29 protein-coding genes are annotated in these 26,563 nt (G+C 37.4%); all 29 read right to left on the bottom strand.

Features of this window, described 5'->3' with window-relative positions:
* Positions 1-49: 49 nt before the first annotated feature.
* A complete protein-coding gene (gene rpsC / locus JL102_RS11790) occupies positions 50-787 on the bottom strand; it encodes a 30S ribosomal protein S3 (RefSeq protein WP_202244615.1) in 738 nt (245 codons plus the stop codon).
* Positions 787-1,209 (bottom strand): 50S ribosomal protein L22, encoded by a 423-nt coding sequence (rplV, locus tag JL102_RS11795; RefSeq protein ID WP_202244616.1) that lies wholly within the window; start codon positions 1,207-1,209, stop codon positions 787-789. The genes rpsC and rplV overlap by 1 nt, the downstream gene beginning before the upstream one ends.
* Before the next feature lie 2 nt (positions 1,210-1,211).
* Positions 1,212-1,490 (bottom strand): 30S ribosomal protein S19, encoded by a 279-nt coding sequence (gene rpsS, locus JL102_RS11800; protein ID WP_202244617.1) that lies wholly within the window; start codon positions 1,488-1,490, stop codon positions 1,212-1,214.
* Positions 1,490-2,320, bottom strand: coding sequence for a 50S ribosomal protein L2 (rplB, locus tag JL102_RS11805; protein ID WP_202244618.1), 831 nt, complete (start codon positions 2,318-2,320; stop codon positions 1,490-1,492). The genes rpsS and rplB overlap by 1 nt, the downstream gene beginning before the upstream one ends.
* Positions 2,321-2,332: 12 nt before the next feature.
* On the bottom strand, positions 2,333-2,620 hold the full coding sequence (rplW, locus tag JL102_RS11810) for a 50S ribosomal protein L23 (RefSeq protein ID WP_202244619.1): 288 nt from the start codon (positions 2,618-2,620) through the stop codon (positions 2,333-2,335).
* A 2-nt stretch (positions 2,621-2,622) separates the two neighbouring features.
* Positions 2,623-3,252, bottom strand: coding sequence for a 50S ribosomal protein L4 (rplD, locus tag JL102_RS11815; protein ID WP_202244620.1), 630 nt, complete (start codon positions 3,250-3,252; stop codon positions 2,623-2,625).
* The gene (gene rplC / locus JL102_RS11820) at positions 3,252-3,884 is read right to left on the bottom strand and encodes a 50S ribosomal protein L3 (RefSeq protein WP_202244621.1); all 633 of its coding nucleotides are present in this window, start codon (positions 3,882-3,884) and stop codon (positions 3,252-3,254) included. The genes rplD and rplC overlap by 1 nt, the downstream gene beginning before the upstream one ends.
* A 174-nt stretch (positions 3,885-4,058) precedes the next feature.
* Positions 4,059-5,345, bottom strand: a complete 1,287-nt coding sequence (locus JL102_RS11825) for a phenylacetate--CoA ligase family protein (RefSeq protein WP_202244622.1) — start codon at positions 5,343-5,345, stop codon at positions 4,059-4,061.
* 17 nt (positions 5,346-5,362) lie between these two features.
* The gene (locus tag JL102_RS11830; protein WP_202244623.1) at positions 5,363-7,036 is read right to left on the bottom strand and encodes a C45 family autoproteolytic acyltransferase/hydolase; all 1,674 of its coding nucleotides are present in this window, start codon (positions 7,034-7,036) and stop codon (positions 5,363-5,365) included.
* Between the two features lie 11 nt (positions 7,037-7,047).
* Positions 7,048-7,725: a YdcF family protein gene (locus JL102_RS11835; protein ID WP_202244624.1), complete on the bottom strand. Its 678-nt coding sequence runs from the start codon at positions 7,723-7,725 to the stop codon at positions 7,048-7,050.
* Positions 7,722-9,254 (bottom strand): phytoene desaturase family protein, encoded by a 1,533-nt coding sequence (locus JL102_RS11840; protein WP_202244625.1) that lies wholly within the window; start codon positions 9,252-9,254, stop codon positions 7,722-7,724. Before JL102_RS11840 ends, JL102_RS11835 begins: the two co-directional genes overlap by 4 nt.
* A gap of 3 nt (positions 9,255-9,257) precedes the next feature.
* Positions 9,258-13,109, bottom strand: coding sequence for a 1-acyl-sn-glycerol-3-phosphate acyltransferase (locus JL102_RS11845; protein ID WP_202244626.1), 3,852 nt, complete (start codon positions 13,107-13,109; stop codon positions 9,258-9,260).
* A 56-nt stretch (positions 13,110-13,165) separates the two neighbouring features.
* Positions 13,166-14,368: a DUF2062 domain-containing protein gene (locus tag JL102_RS11850; RefSeq protein WP_202244627.1), complete on the bottom strand. Its 1,203-nt coding sequence runs from the start codon at positions 14,366-14,368 to the stop codon at positions 13,166-13,168.
* A 7-nt stretch (positions 14,369-14,375) separates the two neighbouring features.
* Positions 14,376-14,744 carry a 3-hydroxyacyl-ACP dehydratase gene (locus tag JL102_RS11855; RefSeq protein ID WP_202244628.1) on the bottom strand — a complete coding sequence of 123 codons (369 nt, stop codon included), beginning with the start codon at positions 14,742-14,744 and terminating at the stop codon, positions 14,376-14,378.
* A gap of 2 nt (positions 14,745-14,746) precedes the next feature.
* Positions 14,747-15,346 carry a hypothetical protein gene (locus tag JL102_RS11860; RefSeq protein ID WP_202244629.1) on the bottom strand — a complete coding sequence of 200 codons (600 nt, stop codon included), beginning with the start codon at positions 15,344-15,346 and terminating at the stop codon, positions 14,747-14,749.
* Positions 15,330-15,959 (bottom strand): LolA family protein, encoded by a 630-nt coding sequence (locus JL102_RS11865; protein ID WP_202244630.1) that lies wholly within the window; start codon positions 15,957-15,959, stop codon positions 15,330-15,332. Before JL102_RS11865 ends, JL102_RS11860 begins: the two co-directional genes overlap by 17 nt.
* A gap of 2 nt (positions 15,960-15,961) precedes the next feature.
* Positions 15,962-16,726, bottom strand: coding sequence for a polysaccharide deacetylase family protein (locus JL102_RS11870; protein ID WP_202244631.1), 765 nt, complete (start codon positions 16,724-16,726; stop codon positions 15,962-15,964).
* Positions 16,723-17,721 (bottom strand): beta-ketoacyl synthase chain length factor, encoded by a 999-nt coding sequence (locus tag JL102_RS11875; RefSeq protein WP_202244632.1) that lies wholly within the window; start codon positions 17,719-17,721, stop codon positions 16,723-16,725. The genes JL102_RS11870 and JL102_RS11875 overlap by 4 nt, the downstream gene beginning before the upstream one ends.
* A complete protein-coding gene (locus JL102_RS11880; protein ID WP_202244633.1) occupies positions 17,718-18,914 on the bottom strand; it encodes a beta-ketoacyl-[acyl-carrier-protein] synthase family protein in 1,197 nt (398 codons plus the stop codon). Before JL102_RS11880 ends, JL102_RS11875 begins: the two co-directional genes overlap by 4 nt.
* Before the next feature lie 7 nt (positions 18,915-18,921).
* Complete coding sequence (locus JL102_RS11885) at positions 18,922-19,176, bottom strand: phosphopantetheine-binding protein (RefSeq protein WP_202244634.1); 255 nt, start codon at positions 19,174-19,176, stop codon at positions 18,922-18,924.
* A gap of 3 nt (positions 19,177-19,179) precedes the next feature.
* Positions 19,180-19,797 carry a beta-ketoacyl-[acyl-carrier-protein] synthase family protein gene (locus JL102_RS11890; RefSeq protein WP_202244635.1) on the bottom strand — a complete coding sequence of 206 codons (618 nt, stop codon included), beginning with the start codon at positions 19,795-19,797 and terminating at the stop codon, positions 19,180-19,182.
* Positions 19,787-20,935 (bottom strand): beta-ketoacyl synthase N-terminal-like domain-containing protein, encoded by a 1,149-nt coding sequence (locus JL102_RS11895; RefSeq protein ID WP_202244636.1) that lies wholly within the window; start codon positions 20,933-20,935, stop codon positions 19,787-19,789. Before JL102_RS11895 ends, JL102_RS11890 begins: the two co-directional genes overlap by 11 nt.
* 4 nt (positions 20,936-20,939) lie before the next feature.
* Positions 20,940-21,359, bottom strand: a complete 420-nt coding sequence (locus JL102_RS11900) for an acyl-CoA thioesterase (protein WP_202244637.1) — start codon at positions 21,357-21,359, stop codon at positions 20,940-20,942.
* A gap of 2 nt (positions 21,360-21,361) precedes the next feature.
* On the bottom strand, positions 21,362-21,832 hold the full coding sequence (locus tag JL102_RS11905; protein ID WP_202244638.1) for a hypothetical protein: 471 nt from the start codon (positions 21,830-21,832) through the stop codon (positions 21,362-21,364).
* 3 nt (positions 21,833-21,835) lie between these two features.
* Positions 21,836-22,720: an LpxL/LpxP family acyltransferase gene (locus tag JL102_RS11910; RefSeq protein WP_202244639.1), complete on the bottom strand. Its 885-nt coding sequence runs from the start codon at positions 22,718-22,720 to the stop codon at positions 21,836-21,838.
* Positions 22,720-22,968: an acyl carrier protein gene (locus JL102_RS11915; RefSeq protein ID WP_202244640.1), complete on the bottom strand. Its 249-nt coding sequence runs from the start codon at positions 22,966-22,968 to the stop codon at positions 22,720-22,722. The genes JL102_RS11910 and JL102_RS11915 overlap by 1 nt, the downstream gene beginning before the upstream one ends.
* A gap of 15 nt (positions 22,969-22,983) precedes the next feature.
* A complete protein-coding gene (locus JL102_RS11920; protein ID WP_202244641.1) occupies positions 22,984-24,204 on the bottom strand; it encodes a beta-ketoacyl-[acyl-carrier-protein] synthase family protein in 1,221 nt (406 codons plus the stop codon).
* A 14-nt stretch (positions 24,205-24,218) separates the two neighbouring features.
* Positions 24,219-24,944 carry a 3-oxoacyl-ACP reductase FabG gene (gene fabG / locus JL102_RS11925; RefSeq protein ID WP_202244642.1) on the bottom strand — a complete coding sequence of 242 codons (726 nt, stop codon included), beginning with the start codon at positions 24,942-24,944 and terminating at the stop codon, positions 24,219-24,221.
* Between the two features lie 77 nt (positions 24,945-25,021).
* Complete coding sequence (locus JL102_RS11930; protein ID WP_202244643.1) at positions 25,022-26,560, bottom strand: HAL/PAL/TAL family ammonia-lyase; 1,539 nt, start codon at positions 26,558-26,560, stop codon at positions 25,022-25,024.
* Between the last annotated feature and the right edge of the window lie 3 nt (positions 26,561-26,563).

The following is a 26,563-nucleotide window of genomic DNA, read 5'->3' on the forward strand; positions in this document are numbered from 1 at the left end:
ATATTTTATGAAATTTAGACCGTGCCTTCGCACTTCTTCCAATTAAAAACTATTTATTTCTTCTTCTCTTAGGACCGCCGTCTCCGCCTCTTTTTCTTCCTCCTCTTCCAGAGTTACCTGATCCTGAATTTGCAAGACCAACGTTAGGAGAGAGATCTCTCTTTCCGTAAACTTCACCTTTGAAGATCCACACCTTTATACCGATCTTACCATATACAGTATTAGCTTCACTAATAGCATAATCGATATCAGCTCTCAAGGTATGCAATGGAATACGACCGTCCTTGTACTGTTCAGTACGTGCCATTTCAGCACCTCCTAAACGACCAGAAACTTTAATTTTAATTCCCTGAGCTCCAACTCTCATTGCAGAAGCAATGGCTTGCTTCATAGCTCTTCTATAAGAAATACGAGCTTGTAACTGCTGAGCTATTGATTCACCTACTAATTTGGCGTCGAGTTCAGGACGTTTAACTTCGAAGATATTGATTTGAACATCTTTACCAGTTAATTTCTTCAACTCTTCCTTAATCTTATCTACTTCCGCGCCTCCTTTACCAATAACTACTCCTGGACGTGCAGTATGAACTGTAAGTGTGATTCTTTTGAGAGTTCTTTCGATAACAACTTTAGATATACCCCCTTTTGGTATACGAGCTGCTATATAGTTTCTGATGTTGTGGTCTTCAACCAATTTATCAGAAAAATCCTTACCACCATACCAGCTGGAATCCCAACCTTTGATGATACCTAATCTAAAAGCTACAGGGTTAACTTTTTGTCCCATTATTTATCTTCTTTATTATCTGATTTTTTAGTCTTTTTGGTCTCCTTCTTTGCAGGTTTTTCAACCTCTTCCTGAACAGGGGAAAGACTATCCAAGACTAAAGTTACGTGATTAGATCTCTTTCTTATTCTATGCGCTCTTCCCTGAGGTGCAGGTCTTAAACGCTTAAGTATTTTACCGCTATCAACTTGAATGCTTTTCACATACAGATCCGCATCTTCTAAGTCAACGTCCTCATTACTTTGCTGCCAGTTTGAAATAGCAGAAAGTAATAACTTTTCAAGCCTGGCAGCACCTTGCTTAGGCTCAAATTTCAATATATTTAGTGCCTTATTAACTCTCTCTCCTCTGATAAGATCGGCAACCAATCTCATCTTTCGAGGTGAAGTAGGTACATTCTTTAATTTAGCTACTGCCTCCATAATTATCTTTTACCTTTGTCTTTTTTACCAACGTGACCTCTGAAGTTTCTAGTAGGAGCAAACTCACCAAGCTTGTGTCCCACCATATTTTCAGTTACATAAACAGGAATAAACTTATTACCATTATGTACAGCAAAAGTATGTCCTACAAAATCTGGCGAGATCATTGACCTTCTTGACCAGGTCTTGATCACAGATTTTTTTCCTGAATCGTTCATAGCGTCGACTTTCTTGTCGAGCCTGAAATCTATATATGGTCCTTTTTTAAGTGATCTAGCCATTATTTTTTCTTCTTACCTCTACTAATTATAAGATTGTTTGAATATTTCTTAGGCGTTCTTGTTTTCTTACCTTTAGCTAACAAGCCCTTGCGTGATCTAGGGTGACCTCCAGAAGATCTACCTTCACCACCACCCATAGGGTGATCAACAGGGTTCATGGCTACACCTCTTGTTCTAGGTCTTCTTCCCAACCATCTGTTTCTACCTGCTTTACCAAGTTTCACATTCATGTGATCGGAGTTAGATACAGAACCTACAGTAGCTAAACAAGTAACCAATACTCTTCTAGTTTCACCAGAAGGTAATTTCAAAGTAGCGTATTTACCCTCACGAGCTGTTAACTGCGCATAAGATCCTGCGCTTCTTGCTAAAGCACCGCCTTTTCCAGGTTTCAATTCAATATTATGAACGATTGTACCTAAAGGTATTTTAGCTAGAGGAAGGGCATTACCCACTTCAGGAGCTACACTTTCACCAGAAGTTAATACAGTACCTACTGCCAATCCCTCTGGAGCCAAAATATATGTTTTTGCTCCATCAGCATAATATAATAAAGCTAAACGAGCTGATCTAGTAGGATCATACTCTATCGCCTTTACAGTAGCTGGTATATCAAACTTATTTCTTTTGAAATCAACGATACGGCTTTTCTTTTTGTGACCACCACCAATATATCTCATGGTCATCTTACCGCTGTTGTTTCTACCTCCTGATCTCTTTTTAATAGAGACCAAAGATTTCTCCGGAGTAGATTTAGTTACCTCAGTAAAAGCTGGAGCAATTCTGTATCTCTGTCCTGGAGTAATCGGTCTTAATTTCTTAATTGCCATCTTTTCTAATGATTAAATTTCGCTGTAAAAATCGATTACTTCACCATCCGCTACGGTAACGATAGCCTTTTTGAACGACGGAGTTCTTCCAGTGATCACTTTAGACTTAGTATATCTGGATTTTGTTTTACCCAAATAGTTCATCGTGTTCACATCTTCTACGGTTACCCCGTACATCTTTTCTACAGCCTTTTTTATGTCCACTTTATTAGCTTTGCGGTCTACTACGAAACCATACTTGCCTTTTTCGTTTAAAGCAGAAACTTTCTCTGTAACCAATGGCTTTATTAAAACGCTCATTTTTATTTCTTCAATAAGTTATCAATCTTCTCAAGAGAGCTTTCACTCAATATTAGATTATCAGCATGCAATACATCGTATGTGTTTAAGCTATCAGCTGTAATCACTTTTGTGTTTTGCACGTTTCTTCCTGATAATACAATATTTTTATTGCCCTCAGAAAGAACCAGTAATGTCTTCTTATTTCCTAAAGAAAGAGCTTCTAACATTTTGATATACTCCTTAGTTTTTGGAGCTTCAAAATTGAAGTCTTCTACTACTGCGATGCTATTATCCTTAGCCTTATAAGTAAGTACTGACTTACGTGCCAATTCTTTCAACTTTTTATTCAGTTTGAAAGAATAATTTCTTGGCTGAGGACCAAATACTCTACCACCACCTCTAAAAACAGGAGACTTAATGCTACCTGCTCTGGCAGTACCAGTACCCTTCTGTCTCTTTATCTTTCTGGTAGATCCACTGATCTCACCTCTTTCTTTCGACTTATGCGTACCTTGTCTTTGATTAGCTAAGTATTGTTTAACGTCAAGGTATATTGCATGATCATTAGGCTCAACACCAAAAACCTCGTTAGAAAGACTTATCTTTCTTCCGGTATCTTCACCACTATATTTTACTACTGAAATGTCCATTACTTCTCGAGAATTACAGTTGAATTATTCGCTCCTGGTACAGAACCACTTATTAATACTAAATTCTTTTCAGGTATGATTTTAACTACCTGAAGGTTAATAACTTTTACTCTGTTACCACCTGTTCTTCCAGCCATTCTCATTCCTTTGAATACCCTAGCTGGGAATGAAGCACCACCTATTGAACCAGGTGCTCTCTCTCTATTATGCTGTCCGTGAGTTCTTTGACCAACCCCACCAAAGCCGTGTCTTTTTACAACGCCTTGGAAACCTTTACCTTTAGATGTTCCAATAGCATCTACGAAATCTCCTTCAACGAATACATCGCCAACTTTGATTTCTTGTCCTAGTTGCACGCATCCTTCAAACTCTACTCTGAAATCTCTAAATTCAGCAACTTCTTTCTTAGGAGTAGTACCAGCTTTTTTGAAGTGACCTTGTAAAGCTTTAGGAGTATTTTTCTCCTTACGCTCTCCATAGCCCAACTGAACAGCCGTATATCCGTCTGTCTCATCATTTTTTACTTGTGTAACCACACAAGGACCAGCCTCTATCACCGTGCATGGGATATTTTTCCCAGTGGCACTGTATACGCTAGTCATCCCGATTTTCTTTCCTATAATACCAGACATTTTAAAATCTTTATAAGCATACTTTAGCTATATCTCTTACGGTTTTTCCGCAAAAGGACTGCAAAGATAGTAATTTAATGCGAGTAAGCAAATACTCCCTGTTAAATTTTTGCATTATTCAAACAGGAAATCTGAATAGCCGTGTGAGTGATGCAAAACTATGAGAAATTTTGCTTATTTCCTCATATCCATGAATTTTAGGGGCTTTCTGCTAGTCTTAGGATATACTCTGGCTACTAGTACTTCTTCAGATACCTCATATAATTCCGGCGTAACTCTCAATATTGCCTTGAATTTTTTATATAAAAGTCCAGATTCAAATCCAGCCCTTCCACAGTACAACACTTTAAGAAGATCATTACCAAATTCATCAAACTCAACCACTACCTGATAATGCAGAATATCTCTTTCGGCATCTAGCAAATCAAAAATAGCGGGTGGATAACATGTAGTTCCTTTATACTTTATGAGTTGGTATTTCCTGCCAAGAATAGGGCTCAACCTTGAGGTATTTCGACCACACGAACAAGGCTCATAGTCCATGTAGCAAATATCTCCGGTTTTAAATCTGATAAGAGGCATTGCTTCCACTCCCAAGGTGGTGATTGTTAACTCTCCGGTTTCACCTGGTTTCACAGGTTGATTATTATCATCTAGTATTTCAGCGATCAATAACTCCGGTCTTAGGTGGCCTCCTCTTCCTGCCTCACACTCTGTAAAAGCAGTACCCATCTCAGTAGATGCGTAAGTAGAGTATAGGTTGATATTCCACTTTTCAGTAATTCGCTTACCAATAGCATTTAGTTCAAAATTGGCATGTCTAATAGGTTCGCCAATACATACAGCTTTAGTGATACTGCTCGATTGAAAGTCAATATCATTAGCTAAAGCATAGTCTATTATCTTATTTAAGAAGGATGGCACTATTATTAATGCAGTAGGCTTTATCTCATTAATCATTCGCCACTGTAGTTCCGGTAGCCCCGGGCCTACTCTAACCATACCCGCTCCCATTGCTTTTACGCCCAGAGCATAAGCATAACCTGCCATAAACTGACGATCAATAGTGGTAGTAAGCTGATAAATATCTTTGTCGCTCCCATTAGCACAGGTCAGCGATGTGGATTCGTTATAGGCAAGCCTATCCAAATCATTAGACGTAAGAGGCACTATCACCGGCCTACCTTCAGTGCCTGATGTGCTGCAATAATCGAGAATCTTATCTGTTGATACACACCAAAAATCTTTTTGAAATTGCTGCAGATTACTTTTATCAGTAGGAGGAATCCTTTCAAAATCAGTGAAAGAGTTGATGTCATCTACCATAATATCAGCTTGCTTAAAGAGGCTTATATAAAATGGTGATGATTCGCTTACGTAGGTCAATAGTTTTTTTAGTTCCCGAAGCTGAAAAGCTCTAATCTGACTATGATCTAAGGTTTCTAAAGAAGGGATAAACATTTACCTGATAGCTGAATCTAATTTAAATGAGCGTCACATTCCTTTATTCCATCTAGGATATGCTCTCTTTCACTTTTTCTAGCAATTTCTAACTGCAGGGCAATATTATAATATTTTTTGGCTTTACTCCACAACTCCAGGGTTTTATTATAGTCGCCTAAGTAATAGTAAGTGAGATATCCTTTCGGATTACTATCTATGAATTCCTGCTGTTCCTGTTCAGTTATAAGCTCTCCTTCTCCCTTAGCCAGATACCGCTGTATTTTATCTTTAACTACAATAAAGTCTCGAAAATCATCGAAAGCACCTGATGAATAAAAAGGATCTTGATCTATGCTAACCGAATCAGTGTAACTGAAATGTACATTATCTGATTCAGCACTAAATATTTCATTTAAATCATATGCCAAATATTTACCTAATTGATATGGGGGAGCCGAGACCCAAACCATCATATCTTCTGGTGAAAATATAATAGAATGATGCGCAACTAGCTGATTAACTGCCTTTTCATTGGCTAACCCAATGAAATTTCCGCCAAGACCTTCTTTATTTCTTAATAAAAAGGCGGCCTTATTTGGAGTAAGTGGAGCAAGAGAGTCTAAAAGTTCTTGGACACGCTCATATCTATAATCTGAGACTCCCTCTGAGAGGTACTCCTGATTCAGAGCATCGTTCTTTAACTCCTCACTCTGATAATGATTAGTGACCACCAAGTCATTGTCGGCCTCCTCATAGATAGCTGTAATATCTGGTGTTTTTTCTATAACTACCGCTTTTCCATCTACTTTGGAGCCTATCAGAAATGACTCTGCCACAAAGGTTTCATATGACTTGGCAATATCATAAGCTTCCTGAATATTAGAAGCATATTGCAATATTTCTCTAGCCATTAAAGACACAGGGGTTTTTCCTTTTTTAGGAATGGATGATTTATCAGAGTTTAGAGTAATAGTAAGTCCCTTTTCATTCATACCAGAAACCACACCACTAAAACAAGCCCAGGTTACAGACATAAACTTATGCCCTCTATCAGGGTTGTAAAAAGCTACCACCCTATCTTTTGCGAAATCTTCTCCAAAATAAAAGTCAAAATTTCGTCCTAATAATAACTTGCCATTATCCGTTTTATCTCCTTTTACAGCAAATGCTGTACAACCTACCAAATTCATATTCTGTAGGGCATGTCCAATATCATGAGCGGCATGATAACTTAAAGCTCTTTGGTATTTAGGCGCAATATAATCATATGAATCAGGCATGTATTGAGAGGCCGCATAGATTTCTTTTAGATATTCTTCTGGAACGTATTCATCAAGATCACGATTAAACCACCCTACCAAATATTTTAAAAAATTTAAATAGGATGCTGATGGCACCCTGTTTTCTATTTCGCCTACAAATGCCGTTTCCTTTTCTGCTTGGAGCGGCTTGCACAATTCACCAAAGGCCACGCCTCTCTGCAAGGGGCCTCCATGCAGATACAGCTCCCATATACCTTGATCATTTCTCTGTATCCAAGAGCTATCTGAGGTTTGATAATAATTGCTAGAGCTTTTTACTACTGATATTTTGGGCAATTCACTTTGCGCTACCGGAGGTGCAAGCCTTACCTGCAAATAATAAGTAAAAACCAGTACTACACATACAACTGCTAGTACAGCAAATGATATTAATAATTTCTTCTTCATTCCTTCTTTCTCTACTCTACCTCCAAGTACTCTATATTTCCTCCTAAAGTTCCTTTCATACGAGTCCAGAAGCTTTCTCTATCTGGCAAAGCTTCAAAATCTTCAATATAGGCCACTTTATCATCTATTGAAAAATCTTTAAGCTCTTTGGCTTCCAATATTTCATATTGAATAGGCAAATAACCTAAATTATAGGCTTTATTATCAGCATATTGAGTTAAAAAAAATGACTGAACAGGATCGGTGGCCAGTGCCACTTTCTGAAATCCTTGTTTTTGCGCAATTTGGTAAGAATAAAAAAGATTTTCAGTACTATGTTCAGCTTGTTTTTCTGTGAAAATAGCCTCTTCCGGCACTCCTAATTTTATTGCATACTGCTTCATAATAATACTTTCTACGTAGGGAGAATACACGGCTCCACCAGAAAATATAATATGATTCGTTGCCCCCTTCTGCCAAAGGTGAGCAGCCCAATAAACTCTCGTTTTCATTATATCATGCCAAGACCCTGTATAAGGGTAACCAGGAACAATAATAGCATCATAAGGGACATGCTTAATTCCGGCCTGATAGGCTTTCGATGTGGAATGTGTTAAAAAAAGAACAAGTGCAACGATAATTACTATGGCTATTACATGCAGCCAAAGAATAATTCTTACCACTTTATATTTGAAAAACTTCTTAATCATCCCTTCTGCAAAGCTGCGGTAGTTTCTGAAATTTTCTTCATAAGCGTTTGGTGCCCCAAAATCTCAGAACAGGTTGTAACTGCTCCAATTGTAACCCCTAGCACACCGTGCATATTTAAGTTCTGCCCTGTTAACAATAAGTTTGGAACCTTAGTTTTGGGAGAGATGAATGATTTCATAGGATTTTTATAATCCTTTTTGATGCCATATAGCGCGCCATCTTTAGTGCCTATATAATCTCGGTTGGTTAATGGGGTAGATGTGTAATAAGCCTGGATTTTATCTCTAATATTCGGAAATTTCTTCTCTAATTCATCAATTAGTAATTCTGCTTTTTGCTTCTTGAATAGTTCATAATCATCACCTCTGTATGACTCCTTAGAAACAATGTTATAACTATCAGACCACTTCTGCGTGTCTTCAAACTTCATATAAGACATCACTATTAAGCTTTCCGCATACTTTTCATCTTTGCTCGATGCTCCTGAAAAAAGAGCATAGCTTTTTGGCCATTGATCTTTTTCATAGTGAGCCCCACTCCACACATCATGATTTATGTAGTGGTAATAATTGCAGTTGAAATTTTCGATAGCTCCTTTTTTTGGAACTATGAATACTATAAATACTGAAACGGAGTTTTCCAGACTTTCTAATCTTTTTCGATATGCCTTTCGGATCCTTCCTTCCTCTATCATATCTAAAGTAAGCGTAGGGTGAATATTAGAAATGAAAGTATCTCCATAAAACTTTCTTCCATCATCCAATTGCACATATTCGATTTTATCACCAGAAAACCCAAAATCAGTAGCTTTAGCCCGTTTAATGATCTTCCCTCCGGCTTCTTTTATCTGCCTTGACAACAAACGTGCAATCTGAGCTCCTCCATCTATACACTTATAAGAACTCTCTATATAAGAATTAATAACGAGGGCATGTACGTATAAAGGTGTTTCATCTCCCTCGCCTGCATACAAAACATTAGTACCTGCCAGCACCTGCTGTAGCCTTTTATTACTGGTACACGAATTAATAAAATCTCGGGCATTAATATCAAGATAGGATGCATTTCCCGGTGACTGATTCATAGGCTTCACTCGATACATTGGAAAGTGAGCACAAACCTCTTTTATCTTCATACAATACTGTTCTATTCCCTCTTTTTCCTCAGGGAAATAACTGACCATGGTATCTATGAACTTATCATATCCTTGAGCATATTTATATTCCTGAGCATCTCCTTCAAAAGACACTACATCAAAGCCATCTTCATCCATTTTCTTTAGCTTCAGGTCATCCATAATACCTAGATATTTAAAATACCTATTCAGATTCTGACCTTCATCTAACCCGCCTATGTAATGAATACCTGTATCAAAAATCCTCTTGTTTCTTGAGAAAATCTGTAGATTACCTCCTATTTGCTTATTCTTTTCCAGCACTAAAACCTTATACCCTTCCCTGCTAAGTATAGTACCACACTCTAAGCCCCCTAGTCCACTACCTATAATTATGATATCAAATTTCTCCATTCTCTAATTTCGACTCAACACAAAGGTGGTATTTGACGTCCTCTTGGTGTTATCTATTATTTCCAAATGTAAATTATTAGCCTTTGCAAAATCCGATATCATATCAGATGAAATGTATGAAAGCTTGTTTCTTGTCTTATTAAACCCTATTCCGGTAGAAAAAATTTCCGTTAGCACTGTGCCTTTATGTCGTTCTTTTTTAGAGCTGTCACCATCCCTAATGATAATTCTACCCCCAGCACTTAGATTTTTTTCTACGTTTTGCAGTAATAACTTCTGTTCTTTTGGAGTCAAATAATGTAGCACATCGCTAATAATATAGACATCTGATTGGCTGAACTCATAAGTTAATGCATCACATGTCTCAAAATGAATATTATCAGGCTTTACAGGACAATTATTTGCTACACAAATTTTAAGATCATCATAATCAATACCGAAAATTTCCCTTTGAGAACTTCTAAAGCCTAACGCATAAGACATAGGGCCATAGCCACAGCCAATATCTACCACCTTTGCGTTTAGTGGAACTAGCTCATCGAAGAGTTTATATCCACCTTCCATATTATACTTAATTTTAATGTACCACTCTATAACAGGCGTCTTGTATAAATAATTTTTCAGCAAATTCCTCTTAAAATAAGTGATGGTCTCCTGCTGCCCTCTCAACAGCTGATATTCAGCCTTAAAGTATTTAGTGATTGATTTTGCACGCTCTCGATAATCTTCTCCATAAGAACGATCATTGTGGCAGATTCTAGGTAAGAATTTTATTGTTACAGTTCCGCTTCTTAAACAATAGTCATCACCACTTGGCATCAACATATGTGTGCCATGCAATACCACGGGTTGAATGTCCAGCTCAAGGGTCTCTGCCAGAAAAAAAGCTCCCTTATGAAATCTACCTAAATTAGCAGTTCTACTCCGCGTACCTTCAGGAAAAACTATAATGGAGTAACCATCTGCTACCAAATCCTTAATCTTATCTATCTGATTTTCTATGCCTTTAGAAGCTTGAATAAAATCTGCATATCGAATAGACCTACCAAATAATGGAGAGTTATACACCCAGTCATTAGTGACCATCACCACCTTAGGATTTAGCATGAGTAATACTAAAATGTCTATGAATGAATGATGATTGGCAATGATTACTGAAGGGTTTTCATAGTCGATATACTCTTTACCTTCAATTTTTTTCTTTACACTTCGCATGGCGTACATCACGAAATAGGAGAAAAACATAATAATCTGATGAAAGCTTCTTTTCCTTCTTTTTAAAGATCCGATTGGTATTTTAAATAAAATATTAGCAAAAAAAAGCATCAGGCAACCAAATAGAAAACACCCAAACGCAAAGCTACTAAGTACAAAAGCTCTCAGAGTAAAAGGCACCACCCCTTTCTTCTTTCTACGAAGAATGAAGATATCATAGAGCAGATGTTCCACTGTAAAGGTTATAAACACTACTGATAAAATACCTATAATGGCTAAAAGTGCTATTGACTGTAAAGCAGGGTGTTTAGCTAAAGCCAGCACTCCAATACCTAAAAGTGTAGTGACCACTGAGAGAATGATAGACTTCTTGTAAGACACCAGGTTATCAACACCATAGGCATATTTTTGGGTCAATCCTCGCATCACAAAGATGCTGTAGTCTACTCCGAGTCCAAATATGAAAGTGCAAATGATAATATTTACTATGTTAAAGCTTAGCCCTAACCACCCCATAAGACCCAAGACCCATAACCAACTTAATATTATAGGGGTGAATGTAATCAAAGTAAGTTCTATACGACCATAGCTTATTAAGATGATCAGGAAAACCACAGCCAGCGAAATATTTACTAACCTACCAAAATCCTGTTTTAATAATTCTACAAGCTTACTAGTTAAGTATGCTTTGTCTAAAATGATTATACCAGGTATATTCTCCAGCTTTCCAAGTACCGCTGACTTATTCGATAATTCAAGGGTTACAGCCGTAAGTACAGATACTCGGTTATCACTTTCATCAATAATTAGTTCATTACCATATAATTCAAGTACCGACTCCTTGTCTTCTCTTGAAATATCGTTATACTCTTTATTTAAGAGGTTATTAAATGATTTGAAAGTATTATCCTTAAACCCAAATTTCCTCGCAGCTTCATTCACATGAATCATTACGCTATCATCGGCATGCTTTAACCAGAATGCATTCCATTGATTCACCCTTTTCTCTCTCAGGTCAGGGGCAGGTATAATTTGGTTTAAAGAATAAAAATCAAAGATTGCACTATCATCTTTTAGCGCCTGAAGTTGTTGATTAAGGATTTTATTCTTTTGGAGTACTTCATCAAGGTTTTCTCCTCTAAATGCCACATAAATATTATTCGCTGTAAAATTAGAGATGGTATTTATTCGATCTTGACTTGCTTGTAGCTGATCTGGCATATAATTCAACTCTAGCATATTACTTTCAAAAGTAACATGCCTCCACGTAAACAAGCTCACCACAGAAAGTAGTACGAACACACCAATAGCCCATTTCCGTTTATAAAAAGGATAAGTAGCTATCTTATCCACCACCCTCTCCACTAAGTTCATACGCTTATGGTCCTCTTCCTTTTGGGCAAGCTTACTTACCACATGAGGCAACACAACTAATGTATAAAAGACAGAAGCTAAAACACTGACTCCGGCAAAAATCCCTAAATCCTGAAGCGCCGAAGATCGAATAAAAATCAATGAAAAGAAGGCAAAAGAAGTGGTAAGGCTGCTCATAAGCATTGGCCCTGTAATATCTTCAAATAACTTCTTTAAATTTTTCTCCTTTTTGTAGTGTGTGAAAAAATGAAGAGCATAATCAATTGTTATACCTAGCAATACCGATCCCACTGCTAACGAAATAATAGAAACTCCCGGACGAACTGTACTTAAAAAAGCAATGGCCATAATACCTCCAAAAAGACCTGGAGTTACCACGATGAAAAACGTACCTATATTTCGATAAAACAGTGAAATAAAGATTAAAAGAGCTACCATAGCAACCCCAACGGTCATAAACACATCCGCCTTAATTCTGCTGGCATTGGCTACAGCTACCGCCGCAGGGCCAAAATAATCAACTACGATCGTAGGATGTGATTCTCGGAATTTACTCTGAAGCTGATTTATTCCTTCAATAAACTTACCATTGTTAGAAGTCTCATTAGGCGGATTACTAAGCACCACGAAAAAAATAAGATGCTTATGATCTTTGGTTACAATATTATTCTGATACAAGCCAAAATTACCATCCAGCTGATTTTTCTGCATTCGCCGAAGAGGCCTCCCCGTAAGGCCTAGAGGATCTTTTATCATGAATTTTGAAGCCACACCTACTGAAGAAAGTAGTTGCTTATAAACCCTCTCTATAGACCCTTTTATAGCTTGCTCTGATAAGGTGCTATCTAAGTGATCATAGTCCTCAGGCAATAGATAATAGGGCAGATTGTTATAATAATAATTATACATCTGCATCAGTTGCTGATCAGGAATTTCTAGCTTTATTTCTGTAAAATATTCCGGATAACTACTTTTTAAAGAATCAGCAAACAACGCCGCTACCTGCACTAATGAATCGGGTGTAACTTTAGTACTATCTACATTATATACATGAAATACTATTCGGTTATTAATCTTAATACCTTCAAAGACCTCATTTACCTCCATCACGGTTTCATCTTTAGGCATTATATTGATGATATTCTCTTCCAGCCGAATATTTATAGAGGCAAAAACAGCCCACCCCAAGATGATTGCGAGCAAGGATAATGACAACAACTTCCTTGCCCTTATAAGATTATATATCTGATGAAATAGAGTAGACATTCAAATTTGCTGATCAAAAAAGCGTCGATAAAATGCTAGTAAATGTAAGGAGATTATCAGTGAGATGTTAAAGAATTTTCCTTTTCATGTTCTTTTGAGCCTTTTATTAAAAAATATAGCCAAGTCACTAAACTTGCCAAAGCCCCCATAACGGAGGAAAGTATAACCGCTCCCAGCAAATATTGAAATAAATTATCTTTTATCGTTTCAAATGACATGCCTGAACTAAACAGTAAATCGTCTTTAGGGTTTTCCATAAAAACACCTCCTAATTTATAGCTACCAAAAATTATAAAAGGAATAAATGGTGGTAAGCTAATATTAGACGCTACTAAAAATAAGGCCTTATTCAATTTCAATAAGTGAGATATGGCTACTCCAATAATCATCTGGTAGCCCCAGACTGGGAATATGCCCATAAACACACCAAATCCAATGGAAAAAACTTTTATTCTAACCGGCTCATCCTTATTAAAGAGGTGTTTTTTTAAAAACTTCCTAATATTCTCCCGAGTTAGCGACAATAGGAAGCGCTTAGGTATGTAGTAAACCAGTGCCAATATAAAAAACCAGGTATTTAATATGCTTATCCTTGTGAAATCCTTTGCTGGTTTAAAGTGAGAAATTCGCTTCTTTCCTGGCTCATAATGTACTTTGATAGGAATATTCTTCACCTTTATGCCTCGCCATGCGGCTTTCACTATTACCTCCACCTCAAATTCAAAACGGGTAGTAATATAGCGGGCGCCCTCCATGGCCTTAATAGGATAGAGCCTAAAGCCCGACTGTGTATCTGTAAGCTTAATACCCGTATCCACAAAAAACCAGAAGTTGGAAAACTTATTGCCGAAGCTACTTTTACCAGGCACATTTTCCTGAGTCATATTTCTGGCACCTATAACCAAAGTATCAGGGTTGTCATCAATCTCATTTAAAAAGGAGGAAAAATCATCTGCAAAATGCTGTCCATCGCTATCTATGGTGATGGCATAATCGTACCCCTTCTGCCTTCCATACTTAAAACCATTACGTAAAGCTGTGCCCTTGCCCTTATTCTCTTCATGGGTCAGCACCTGAATCTGTCCCTGGAATTTATCCAGAATATCAGCAGTTTTATCTGTAGCTCCATCATTTACCACTATCAAATCATCAGTATAGGGCAATATGCTCGTAATGACCTGCTCCAGTGTTTGGTCATTATTATAGGTAGGCATAATGATGCAGCACTTATGTGCTTTGAAACGAGACTTGTAATCCATTCAATGACTATTCTTTTACAAAAAGGCCTTTAAACTTAAAATTAGCCTCACCGTTAGTCATATATGAAGTAGCACTTACCTGAAGGCTATCGTCCTCAGCCTTCTGATTAATTTTAAAGGTGAGTTCAGGACTTTGCCTGGGATCTACCATCTTCATATATTTTATGTTACTACCATCTCTAAGCACATATTCGGTATCATTATACGTGTTTAGCAGGTCTTTAAGTATTTCTAATAAACAAACTCCAGGTAATACTGGCTGCCCTGGAAAGTGACCTTCAAATATAGGGTGATTCTGATCCAAAGTCAGTTCAGCCTCTATTTGATCATCAATATCTTCACATGTATTGATTTTATATAAACTTCCGTTTAACATAGTTACTGCCTTAAGAGGTTCATTTCTATCTTCATTTTCACAAATTTATGTGAAAGACATATTTCGTCCGGTATAGCATCATCATTAGTATGATAAAATAAGGCCCTACTCTTCAATATAGAAAAGAATTTATTTGTTTTCGCTTCTATAATTCTGGCCTCCTCGTCTAACATAATCTTTATTGGCTGCTTCCCTTTAACTTTAAATCCTTTTCCCTTATTCCTTATTTTCTGCTCATCTTCTAATTTTTGTAACACCAGCAGGTCAAAATCCTGCTCCATGAGATTAGCCACTATCTTCTTTTTCATCACCTCTGGTGCGGTAATGTACTCCAACCCATTCTCAGTAAGCAAAAAATCCATTATAGTGGGCCCCAGTTTCGAGAGCAAAACCACACGATAATCTTCCTCTTGCTTTTTTAGAACCATTAATCCACTAAAGCTATATTCTTTATATTGAAATACTGCATTATACACCAGTGGCTTACCAGAATCTAGAAATGAATTGGGTGTTAAGAATTCCTGAGCTCTTGTTTTACCAAATAGGGTACAAAAGGAAAAAAATAAAATTACTTTAATCAGTCTACTAGAAAGAAAATTCATTATCAGAGATGCTCACATTAAACTGCTTTTTCTGAAAAGTTATCAAAGTGTAGTCATCCTCAGACTCAAATAGCTTAATTTTTTTAACACTAAAATCATTTTTTTCAAAGTACACGTCTATGTGAGTGATATAATCTTTAATGTTATTATTTATTGGAGTAAGTTGTGCAAGGTATAAACTCTTGCTCTCTTTAAAAACTATATCGAACTCATCTTCCTGAAGGACATCTCCCTGAACACTCTTAATGATTAGGTCATTAATCTGTTTGAAAACCTTACTATTGTTGATAGCAAATGAATTCACCTTTCCTTCATCATTAATCTTAATTTCTTCACCATTTAAAACTATGGCATAGTTATATGGACTGGTATATGCCCATTTAAGCCTTCCTGGTTTTTTAAAGTACATTTCACCTGAAGAGGCAACTGCCTCTGACAAAATGCTCAAATACTTTTCCTGTTTAAAAGAAGCTTTAATAGAGGTAGTGCTCTTGGCCATATCACTAATCCCTTTTTTAAAAGTCTCTATATTTTGCATGGCCGCAAACTCTTCATTTTGAGCATAAACTGCTGAAACTGAAATAAGCAACAACCCAATAACTAACTTATACATAATCACCTAAGCTTAAAGACCTCGTCTACGGTCACACATTTATAATTTTTACGTTTGCTATACTGCAAAATTTCTTCCAAAATGGAAACCGCATGCGGCAAACTATCATGCAAAAGTATAACGCTTCCGGGTTTTATCATAGAAATTACTTTAGCTGCTACTTTTTTAGCATCGCTGGTACGTGTATCAAAAGACCGAATACTCCAGCCAATCACAGGTATTGCTAACTCATTAACGGCTGCGGCAATAGCTGGATTTGTAACTCCATAAGGTGGGCGAAAATAACACACTGGTTCACCTGTGATACTTTGTATCAGCTCTTTGGTTTTTATGATTTCTGAAGCAATTCTTCTTTTAGAGAATAGAGAAAAGAAAAAATGATGAGAATATGAGTGATTGCCTATAACGTGGCCAGCATCTGAAATACGCTTAACTACCTCTGGCTTCTCTTCCACTTTTCTTCCTATAACAAAAAAAGAAGCCTTAGCTTCATATTTTTCTAAAAGTGAAAGAATCTCTTGAGTGTATTCAGTAGGTCCATCATCAAAAGTAATAGCTATCTTGTTTTCTTTTGCATCTGTGTGATTATAACTGTCAACGAAAAAGTTATACCTCATTACAGATGAACCTATTGCAATACAACCGATGAAAAGACTCAAAGGAAGTGTATATACCCACCACGAAATGGTTATCAAAAAATAATCACAAGCTAATAATATAATCAGTGTAACAATGAATATAATCCGAAGCTTTTGAAACTTACTCATTTTGATAATAATCCAAATGAGTGGTTAAAACCAAAGTAATGATTGTATACCAATATTTTCTTAAAAGATGTCTTTTCTCCTTTATCAATAATCAAATGATCATTGATAGATTGCGTTAACAAAGCATTTACTCCCAGCTGATATCCAAATGCCACTGCCGTTAAAAATTCTCCCGTCACCCTCTTGAAATTAACCAAGGTAGTATCAGGAATCACTGCTTTTATAGCTTGTATATAGCTGTCCTCTTCTTTATTCATACCTACTATCACCACATCTATATCTTCAGAGGTAAGGTTATGATGCGAAAGAAACTCAATAGCCTCGCCACTGACCTCTTCCTCTGAAAGGTTATTGAGTGACCGCGTTCCTACTAATTCCACTGATGTCTCACTACCCTCTACCGATAAAACGAAAGCACTTGCTCCTTCGCCCCAAACATCCACTTGGTCATAATCCATGGCTTTAATAATAGCGGCCACTTCATCCGTCATTTCATCGGCCCCGGCTACTAATATATTATTGCTGCCTTCCTTTATTCTAAGTACGCCGTCCATAAGCGCATTTTCAAAAGAATGCCCTCTGTTCACGTATGTAAAATTATCTTCATTACAACCGATGAGTAAGGCAATTTGCCCAGCTACGGTATTATGGGTAGATTGTATGAAAGCTGTTGGAGACAATATTCCTTCTTCTGAGGTAACGATGTCTGACAGAAATTTTTCAGTATCTTGAATACAGCCCAAACCTGTACCCACTATAATGGCTCCGGGCTTCTCTACCCCGGCCTCTTTTAAGGCAGTAAGGCTGGTCGCTACTCCCATTTTAATAATCCTACTCATCCTTCTAAGCAGACGAGGATTAATTATATCTTTATAAATAGGCTCTTGAGCTTTAAGATATGTACCTTCATGACTAGCCCAATCCTTTAAATATTCTTCTTTATCAAATGACTGCTGAGGACTTATGGACGATGTAGAATTAATGTAAACCTTCATGAAGCTGATGAAAAAATTAAGGACGTACTATTACCTCCAAACCCTAAAGAATTAGACAAAACCTTCTGAATTTTAGCAGGTTGCACTTTGGTGATAGGATCTGGAAGAATATCCATAGGTGCTTCAACATTTAAATTAGGAAATACTACTTGCTCTCTAATAGACAGTAGCGAATATACCGCTTCAATGGCACCAGCAGCCCCTAGTGCATGGCCGGTATATGCCTTGGTAGAACTATAAACCGGAATATCATCAGAAAAAAGCTTCTTTATAGCCTTACTTTCAGACATATCATTATTTTGTGTGCCTGTACCATGAGCATTTATATAATCAACCTCTTGGGGTAATAAATTGGCAATTTTTAGTGCTTTACCCATTGCAAGGTAAGCACCAAGACCATCTGGCGATGAGGCCGTCTGATGATAAGCATCATTACAGTTTCCATAGCCCACTAGCTCTCCAAGTACTGGCGCTCCTCGCTCTTCCACAGATCTCTCTGATTCTAAGACCAAAAAGGCGGCTCCTTCTCCAAGATTCAACCCTTTTCTGGTGGCATCAAAGGGTTTACAATGTTGTGGATCCAATATTTTTAATGCACCAAATCCATTTAATGTAAAAATAGAAAGTGCATCTGTTCCTCCAGCTAATACCTTATCAGCCATACCTGCTCTAATTAATCGGCCCGCATTCATTATGCTATTAGCGGAAGAAGAACATGCCGTACTTATAGTTTCTATATGTCCATGAATTTTCAGATGCCGTGCCATGTACTGAGAAATAGCACCACAATCATGGTTTTCGAAAGCATTACGATATTCTTTAAGCGAATTGTTTAATACAGAGGGATAAGCCAGCTCAGACACATCCATGCCTCCTACGCTCGTTCCATTAATTAATGCTGCTCTTTTAAGATCACTTTCTTGCAATGAAGCCATCTCTAAAGCCTCCTCTGCAGCCAAAAGGCCTAGCAAAGCAGTACGTGATACAGACTGGCATTTTTTAATCCTCAGTTTCTCACCCAGCTCCTCATTAGAAAATTTGAGCTCCCCTACTGGCAATTCTTTATGACTTGTCTGTAAAAATGAAGGCATACTAATACCACTCTTAAAACCTTTTAGTGACGCCAGGTTTAATTCTACCCCTACTCCTAATGAGGAAACTATCCCAAAACCTGTAATGTATACCTTAGACATTATTTACTTACTTTTGATTCTTCTCTATGAAGGCCGCAATGGTATTGATAGATTGAAAAATATCCTTCCCATCTTCAGGGTTCTCCACCTTTACTCCATACTCCTTCTCTAAAAGCACTATTAGTTCCAATGCATCGATCGAATCTAAGCCCAAACCAGCACCAAAAAGCGGCGCCTCATTATCAATTTCTTCTTTGCTCACATCTTCAAGGTTTAGCGCTTCTATAATAGCTACCTTTAAATTTTCCTTCAGTTGTTCCATTAATTAAGGTATAATTTTATTGAAAGTTTTATCGAATTTGTAGGTAGCCTCTGAATCTGAACTATCTACACTTCCTGCAAGAAAAAGTTTTGCAATGTAATTTTCTTCGGTAAAATCCACAAAACCTGTTATACAATATTTATAATTATCTGCTTCAAATAAATGGGATACATAAGTATGTAAAAAATCCGCATCTATGTTTTCCATCATAAAGCAAGAGTTCTCACCGGTAATTTTATGTTTAATACAGATCTCCCCCAACATAATGTTAGGCAAGGTATACACAAAAACGGCCGGACTAGGGAAATAGTTTTCTTTAGATGCTATTGCTGCATAATGCTGTTTATCAGAAGATAAAGAAGCATTTTTATTACCTAGTATAATAGCTATTTCATCCCCCTTATAATCGCCATCTCCTATGAGCATCTCAGTAGCCAGTAGCGCCAGCTGACAAAGGCCATCCATTTTATAAAACTTTGGGTACTTCAGATCCAAAGCCATATATATTTCCTTAAAATATTCTTTTGCTATCAGTTGGCTGGGGTTATCTACTACAACTTCTCCATTTCTAATGGCTTTAGAACTATTAATCTCCGCGTATTTTAACACCCTAGTTTCCATATTTCTGAAATATTATAGCAGCATTACATCCACCAAAACCTGAGGTGGTCTTTAGAGCATAAGTAGATTTAAACTCAGGTATAATCTCTTCAACAATGTTCAACTTTTTACTTACTCCCATATTTTTAAAATTCTTGGTAGAAATAAGTAAATTTCTACGCATCTGTTCAATAGTCATTATGGACTCTATAATTCCGGCCGCTCCAAGCGTATGACCAAAAAAGCCTTTTAAACTATTCAAAGGAATCTGAGACAAGCCCAAAGTATCAAAAGCAATGGCCTCCATCTCATCATTAAAGGAAGTGGCAGTGCCATGAGCGTTAATATAATCAATATCTTCTATAGAAATATGAGATGCTTTTATAGCTCTCTTTATTGCGTTTTTCAACCCCTCCCCCGTTCTAGATGGCCCGCTGATATGATTAGCATCATTGGCCTGACCTCCTCCTAATATTTCTATCATAGGTCTATCCTCCTTTTCAATCGGGTGTTGATTGCTCACAATCATAGTGCCGCATGCTTCGCCCAAACTTATCCCTTTTCTATCTGTATCATAGGGCTGGCAAGGTTCATCGCTCATTGCTTTGAGGCATTGAAAACCGCTTATGGTAAACTCACTCAAAATATCCCCACCAGTAACTATGGCATGATCATACTGGCCGGTTTCAATCAACATTTTAGCAGTAAGCAGGGCCGACACTCCTGAAATACAAGCATTAGATACTACCACTCCTGAGTGGCTTAGCCCAAAATAGACTGACAAAGTTTTTGCCAGACTAGACAATAAAACTCGCTCTGCTGGCATCTCACCTTTATAAGTAGGAGCTAATAAATCGATATTGCCTTTGGTTGTAGATATTACTAATGCCGTTCTCCCTTCATCAATTTCTGGAGCCTTTTGTAAAGCATCTTTAATAGAGTGGATAAATAAGTTTTCCAGATGAGTATATTTGTCTTCCTGAAAAAGCTCCGGAAATGTATTCTTTTCTATCAACCCTCCTAAAAAAGAGGTTGGGTAAAGATCAGAATTCTCTATAGTTTTAATACCGGTTTCATCATTTAAACATGCCTCAAAATTATCTATGGTAGTAATACCCAGAGGGCTTGTTATATTATCGGCAACGGAATAAATCTTCATCTTCTTAGATTTCAATATTCCAGTTTTTTTTCCACTCCACTAAAAAATCAGGGACTGTAAGGTGTAGCTGATGGTCTTCAGTAAGAAAAACCTGTTCAGACCTACCCGTAGCATAAGTCTCGTTATTTTCAGTATTATAGATACGATATTTAAAGATTAGCTTGGCTGCAGGAGTATTGACGAAGGTTGTTTCTACTGCCACCTTATCATTATATCTTATAGGTCTTTTATAATTACAATCGACCTTCACTATCGGAGTAAGGTACCCATGGTTATTAAATACATCCATATAACCTATGTCATATTTTGCGCCAAAACTCTCCCTGCCGTCTTCGAAGTATTTTATATAATGCCCATGCCACAAAATGCCCATACTATCAACTTCACTAAAACGTACCTTTATTATTGTATTATCTACCAGCATATTTATAACTCTGTAGATTGCAGAAAAATCCTTATCTCACTTTTAGCCCACGTTTTCAAATTCTCATCAAAAACATGAGCATTTGCTATCTGCACGTTCATCACTTCATTCACAATCTCTATAGTAGTATAGAGATTTTGCCCTACTATCGGACGTCTTTCTATTTGCAAGCCTTTGATGGAAGCTATAAAACCTACTGGCGCCTCATCTCCTTTTTGCTGAGCATTAGCACCTGCAAAAAGAGCGGCTGTTTGAGCCATGTTTTCAGTAAGCCCTGCTTCTGTAAAGACCCCATTTTTCACTAAAATATTATCTTCTGTTATTTCCAAACCAGAAAGCACCGAGTTTGCATCATATTGATACATGGCAGACACCATAACAAAAGGATCCCTTTGAGGAATAAATTTAAGAATATCATCTCCTTGAAATTGAGGAGAAAGGCTAGCAATTTTTTCTCTTGTTATTTCTATCATTATTTATGATTCTACACTGGCTCCTTTCACATCTTTACTCCAAAAATCATAGTAATTAAACCACTGAAGAGGGTAGTTTAGCACTTTAGTTTCCAAGTGTTGGATATAATCATCTAGTATCTGTTCATCAGAAGTAGTTACCTCTTGTATTGGAGTAGCAGAAAGATGATATACTCTTCCTTTCCCCCTCACAGCATAGGCAAAAGTATAAGGTACCCTTAGCTTAGTAAGCATACTAAAAGGACCTAATGGGAAAAATGCTTTATTCCCAAGAAACTTTTTTTGCAGTATTCTGGCTCCATCCATAAACCTATCTCCATGCACACAAATCACCTCCTTATTTCTTAAGGCATTATTGATTTTAAATAAATGCGAAAGGTCACTTTTGATGGGAATAACATTCACATGCTTGCTTTTCATCACCTTATCGAGAAAATTCTTTATCTTCTCATGTTCAGCCTCATAAATAAGGATATTGGTAGTTAAATTAAGGTCATTAAGTAAAATACCTGCAATTTCCCAATTACCAAAATGAGCTCCAACTACAATTCCTCCAGTATCTTTTAAACTTCTCAGGTGTTCAATGCCATCATAAGTATAAGAATACTTGCTAGCACCTCCAGCTCCTATTGCCACTTTATCTATTAGCGTTTGTCCAAAAACATAATAGCTTTTGTAAACCGACAACATAGCTTTGGGCCAACCCATTTTTATAATACGAAAGTACTTATAAATACCGGCTGTAGACTTGGGCGCAAATAAAACGTAGTACATAGCTACAAATCGAAGAAGCAGGTAAGCAGCCCCCAACCCAAGCCTTCTGATCAAGAAAATAAATATTTGGTACCCAAGAAGGCCGCCTCGGGTCTTCCCTTTCCAGGATGACATTACACTTCTTCCGCTTTCTGAATCACATAGTCATAAAAATCCTGAAAAGTAGTAATACCACCAAAATCTTCAGGATTAACCTTGAAGCCAAAATTGCTTTCAACCTCTACTACAAGATCTACATAATCCAAACTGTCCAGATCCAGCGTTTCTTTCAAGTTTGCCTCAGGTTCTATCACCTCTGGCTCCACCTCAAATTCTTCTACTAAGAACCCGTTTATTCTTTCTATGATTTCGTCCTTGTTCATCTCGTCGTAAAAATATTAATCAAATTTTTTAATGATTAAGCTAGAATTAGTTCCTCCAAACCCAAACGAGTTGGATAAAAATATATTGAAATCCTTATTTATCGTATCAAACGCAAAGTTCAAAGATTTAAGTTCATCTTCGGGGTCTTTCAGGTTAATATTAGGTGCGATGAAAGAATTATGCATCATTAACAACGAATAGACTACTTCGCTGGCACCAGCCATCCACATTTCATGCCCTGTCATAGATTTGGTAGAGCTCAGCAAAGGCTGCTTATCACCAAATACATTGAGGATTGCCTGGCCTTCATTTAAATCGCCTGCCACAGTAGAAGTAGCATGCGCATTAATATACTCTATATCAGAAGGCTTTAAATTTGCCTGTTTCAGTGACATTTCTAAAGACTTGGTAGGTCCATCTACATTAGGGTGAGAAATATGATCTCCGTTAGAAGAGAAGCCATATCCTAGAATTTCACCATAGATCTTAGCACCACGTGCCTGAGCAGACTCCAGACTTTCTATTATTACGGTAGCAGCACCACCACTTGGAATAAGTCCATCTCTATTTTTATCAAAAGGCTTAGAAGCTTTATGAGGTTCGCTTTCTTTCACTGAAAATGTACCTAAGCCATCGAAACTCCCCATAGATTGATAGTTGACTTCCTGAGCGCCTCCACAGATAATCCTTTCCTGAAGGCCACTTTTAATCATCATATAAGCAAGGCCTATAGAATGAGAACCACTGGCGCAAGCTGCACTTACGGTCAGGTTAATGCCCTTGAGCTTAAAAATGGTTGAAAGATTCATAGTAACAGTACTATTCATTGACTGAAAAATAGAACCACTGCCTATCAGAGCCGTATCATTTTTGAGCCTAAGGGTATCTACTGCTTCTATACATGGTTTTGCAGAACTATCGTTCCCAAATATGATACCCACATCTCCTGAAGCGAGAAAATCCTCATCCATGCCCGCCTGCTTCATGGCCTCTACGGTAGAAACGTAGGCATACTCACCTTGGTCAGCAAGTCCTATCCTCTGTCTTCTGGTTAGGCTGGCCTTTAAATCCGGTTTCTCTAAAATACCCGTGAGCCCTGACCTAAAACCCATCTCTTTCCTTTGAGGATCGATTCCAATACCTGATTTGCCCTTATATAGGGAATCTTTTACTTCGTCAAGATTTTTACCTATACACGAGTAAATACCTATCCCGGTGATAACAACTCTTTTCATTTAACTCCAACTTACTAATATAGGCCTCCATTTATGGATATAGTTTCTCCTGTTATATAAGAAGAAGCATCTGAGGCCAAAAATCCTACCACACTCGCCACTTCTTCTGCCGTTCCAAACCTTCTCATAGGGATGAGTCCTTTGACATCTTTCTCATTAATATCTTCTGTCATTTCTGTTCTGATAAAGCCGGGGGCCACAGCATTTACAGAAATATTTCTTCTAGCTACCTCTTGGGCTAATGATTTTGTAGCCCCTATGACTGCAGCTTTAGCCGCTGAGTAATTAGTTTGCCCAGGCAAACCCTTCAACCCTGACAATGATACTATATTTATGATCTTTCCCTTTTTCTCCTTTATCAATTCCGGTAAAACACTTTTGGTAACATTATAAAATCCTCCAAGACTAATTCCCATCACGTCATCCCACTCTTCATCTTTCATCCAAACCATGAGATTATCCTTACGGATCCCTGCATTATTTACTAATACCTCAATTTTTTCATCAGTATTATTAGCATACCATTGTTCTACTGCCTCTCTGCAAGCGACCCTATCACCTACGTTAAAAGGGAGCAAAGCTGCTTTTCTACCCTCTTGCTCTACAGCTTCCTGAGTCTCTTCCGCAGCTTGTTTATTGGAAGAATAGTTAATTAAAATGTCATAACCTTGCTTGGCTAATTGCACACAAATGGCTCTTCCAATCCCTCTGGATCCACCCGTAACTAATGCATAACTCATACCCCTAATAATTCGTTTTTCACTTAAAAAAAAGGATTTGCAATTTATCCATATAATATTTCACTTCCAATAAATGCTTATACCTTCAAGAAAGAATTTTTCATCATAAACTCCTTAACCTCCTTTATTTTGGCATACAAAGGGTAATCATCTCTAAATAAGGGGACTATCTCTCGCACCTTGTTATATATCATTTTACTCTGAGAAGAGAGTCCTTCTACTTTTTTCAAATGATCTAATGCCTGAACTACGGAAATTACTTCTATGGCTAGCACCTCAAAAGTATTTTCTATTACTTTCTCTGCACAGCTGGCAGCATTAGTACCCATACTTACTATGTCTTGATTGTCATTATTGTTAGGTATGCTGTGTACATACATAGGATTAGCGAGCATCTGATTTTCTGCAGTAGTGGAAGTGGCCGTAAACTGAACTCCTTGCATACCAAAATTAAATCCTAATTTACCCAAATTAGCAAAAGGAGGCAATATACCATTAAGGTGAGGGTTCATCAAGAAGTTTAACTGCCTCTCAGCCAGCATTGATAACTTGGTCACAGCTATTTTTAGCTTATCCATTTCAAACGCCACATAATCTCCATGGAAGTTTCCGCCATGATATACATTTTGGTTTTCAACATCCACTATAGGGTTATCATTAGCCGAATTTATCTCTTCTACAAGCAGCTTTTGTGCTGCTTTAATAGTTTCATAAATAGCTCCTAAAATCTGAGGTGGACACCGTAATGAATAGTATTCCTGAACTTTATTAGAAATGACCTCTTCTTCCACCAGAGTTTCATATAGCTGCTTTTCCCTTTTTCGAATATATTTACTATCATCCATGATGCCTCTCATAAGTGCAGCTACATGCTGCTGTCCTGCATGCTTTTTAGTTCTATTAAGCTGAGCAGAGAAGTAGTCATCATAAGAATCTACCATTTCACATATCATAGCAGAAATAGCGATCGACCAACTTATGGCAATTTGGGCATTAACGGCATTTACAATGCCTATACCTGTCATCACACTGGTTCCATTCATTACCGCCAGCCCCTCTCTCAGTTTAATCTGCATGGGCTCAATAGCTAGCCTTTCAAAAACTTCTTTTGTGGGCCGCCTTTGCCCTTCGTATATCACTTCCCCTTCACCTATCATTACTAAAGCCAAATGCGCTAGCTGCACCAAATCTCCACTAGCGCCCACACCGCCATGTTTGAAGATAACAGGAGTAATGTTATGATTGATGAGTTGAATAAGAATATTCACCGATGACTCATGCACGCCAGAGTATCCTAGCGAGAGGGTATTTAACCTGGCCAACATAGATGCTCTCACTGCCATGGGGTTAATTAATTCTCCCTGCCCCGAAGAGTGACTTCTGATAAGGTTAAACTGTAGGTCTTTTTGATCAGACTCATTTATCTTATATTGAGCCATAGGGCCAAACCCGGTATTTATTCCATAAATGACTTTATTTTTAGAAAATTCGCTTAAAAAATTATGGCTTTCTCTAATTACTTTTTCTGTATTATCAGATAATTTGACAGATTCAGCTTCAAATACAACCTTCTCAACATCAGCTAGTGATAATGAGCCGACTTCTATTTTTACCATTAA

Origin of the sequence: Fulvivirga sediminis, from assembly GCF_016757215.1 — a bacterium.
GTDB lineage: Bacteria > Bacteroidota > Bacteroidia > Cytophagales > Cyclobacteriaceae > Fulvivirga > Fulvivirga sediminis.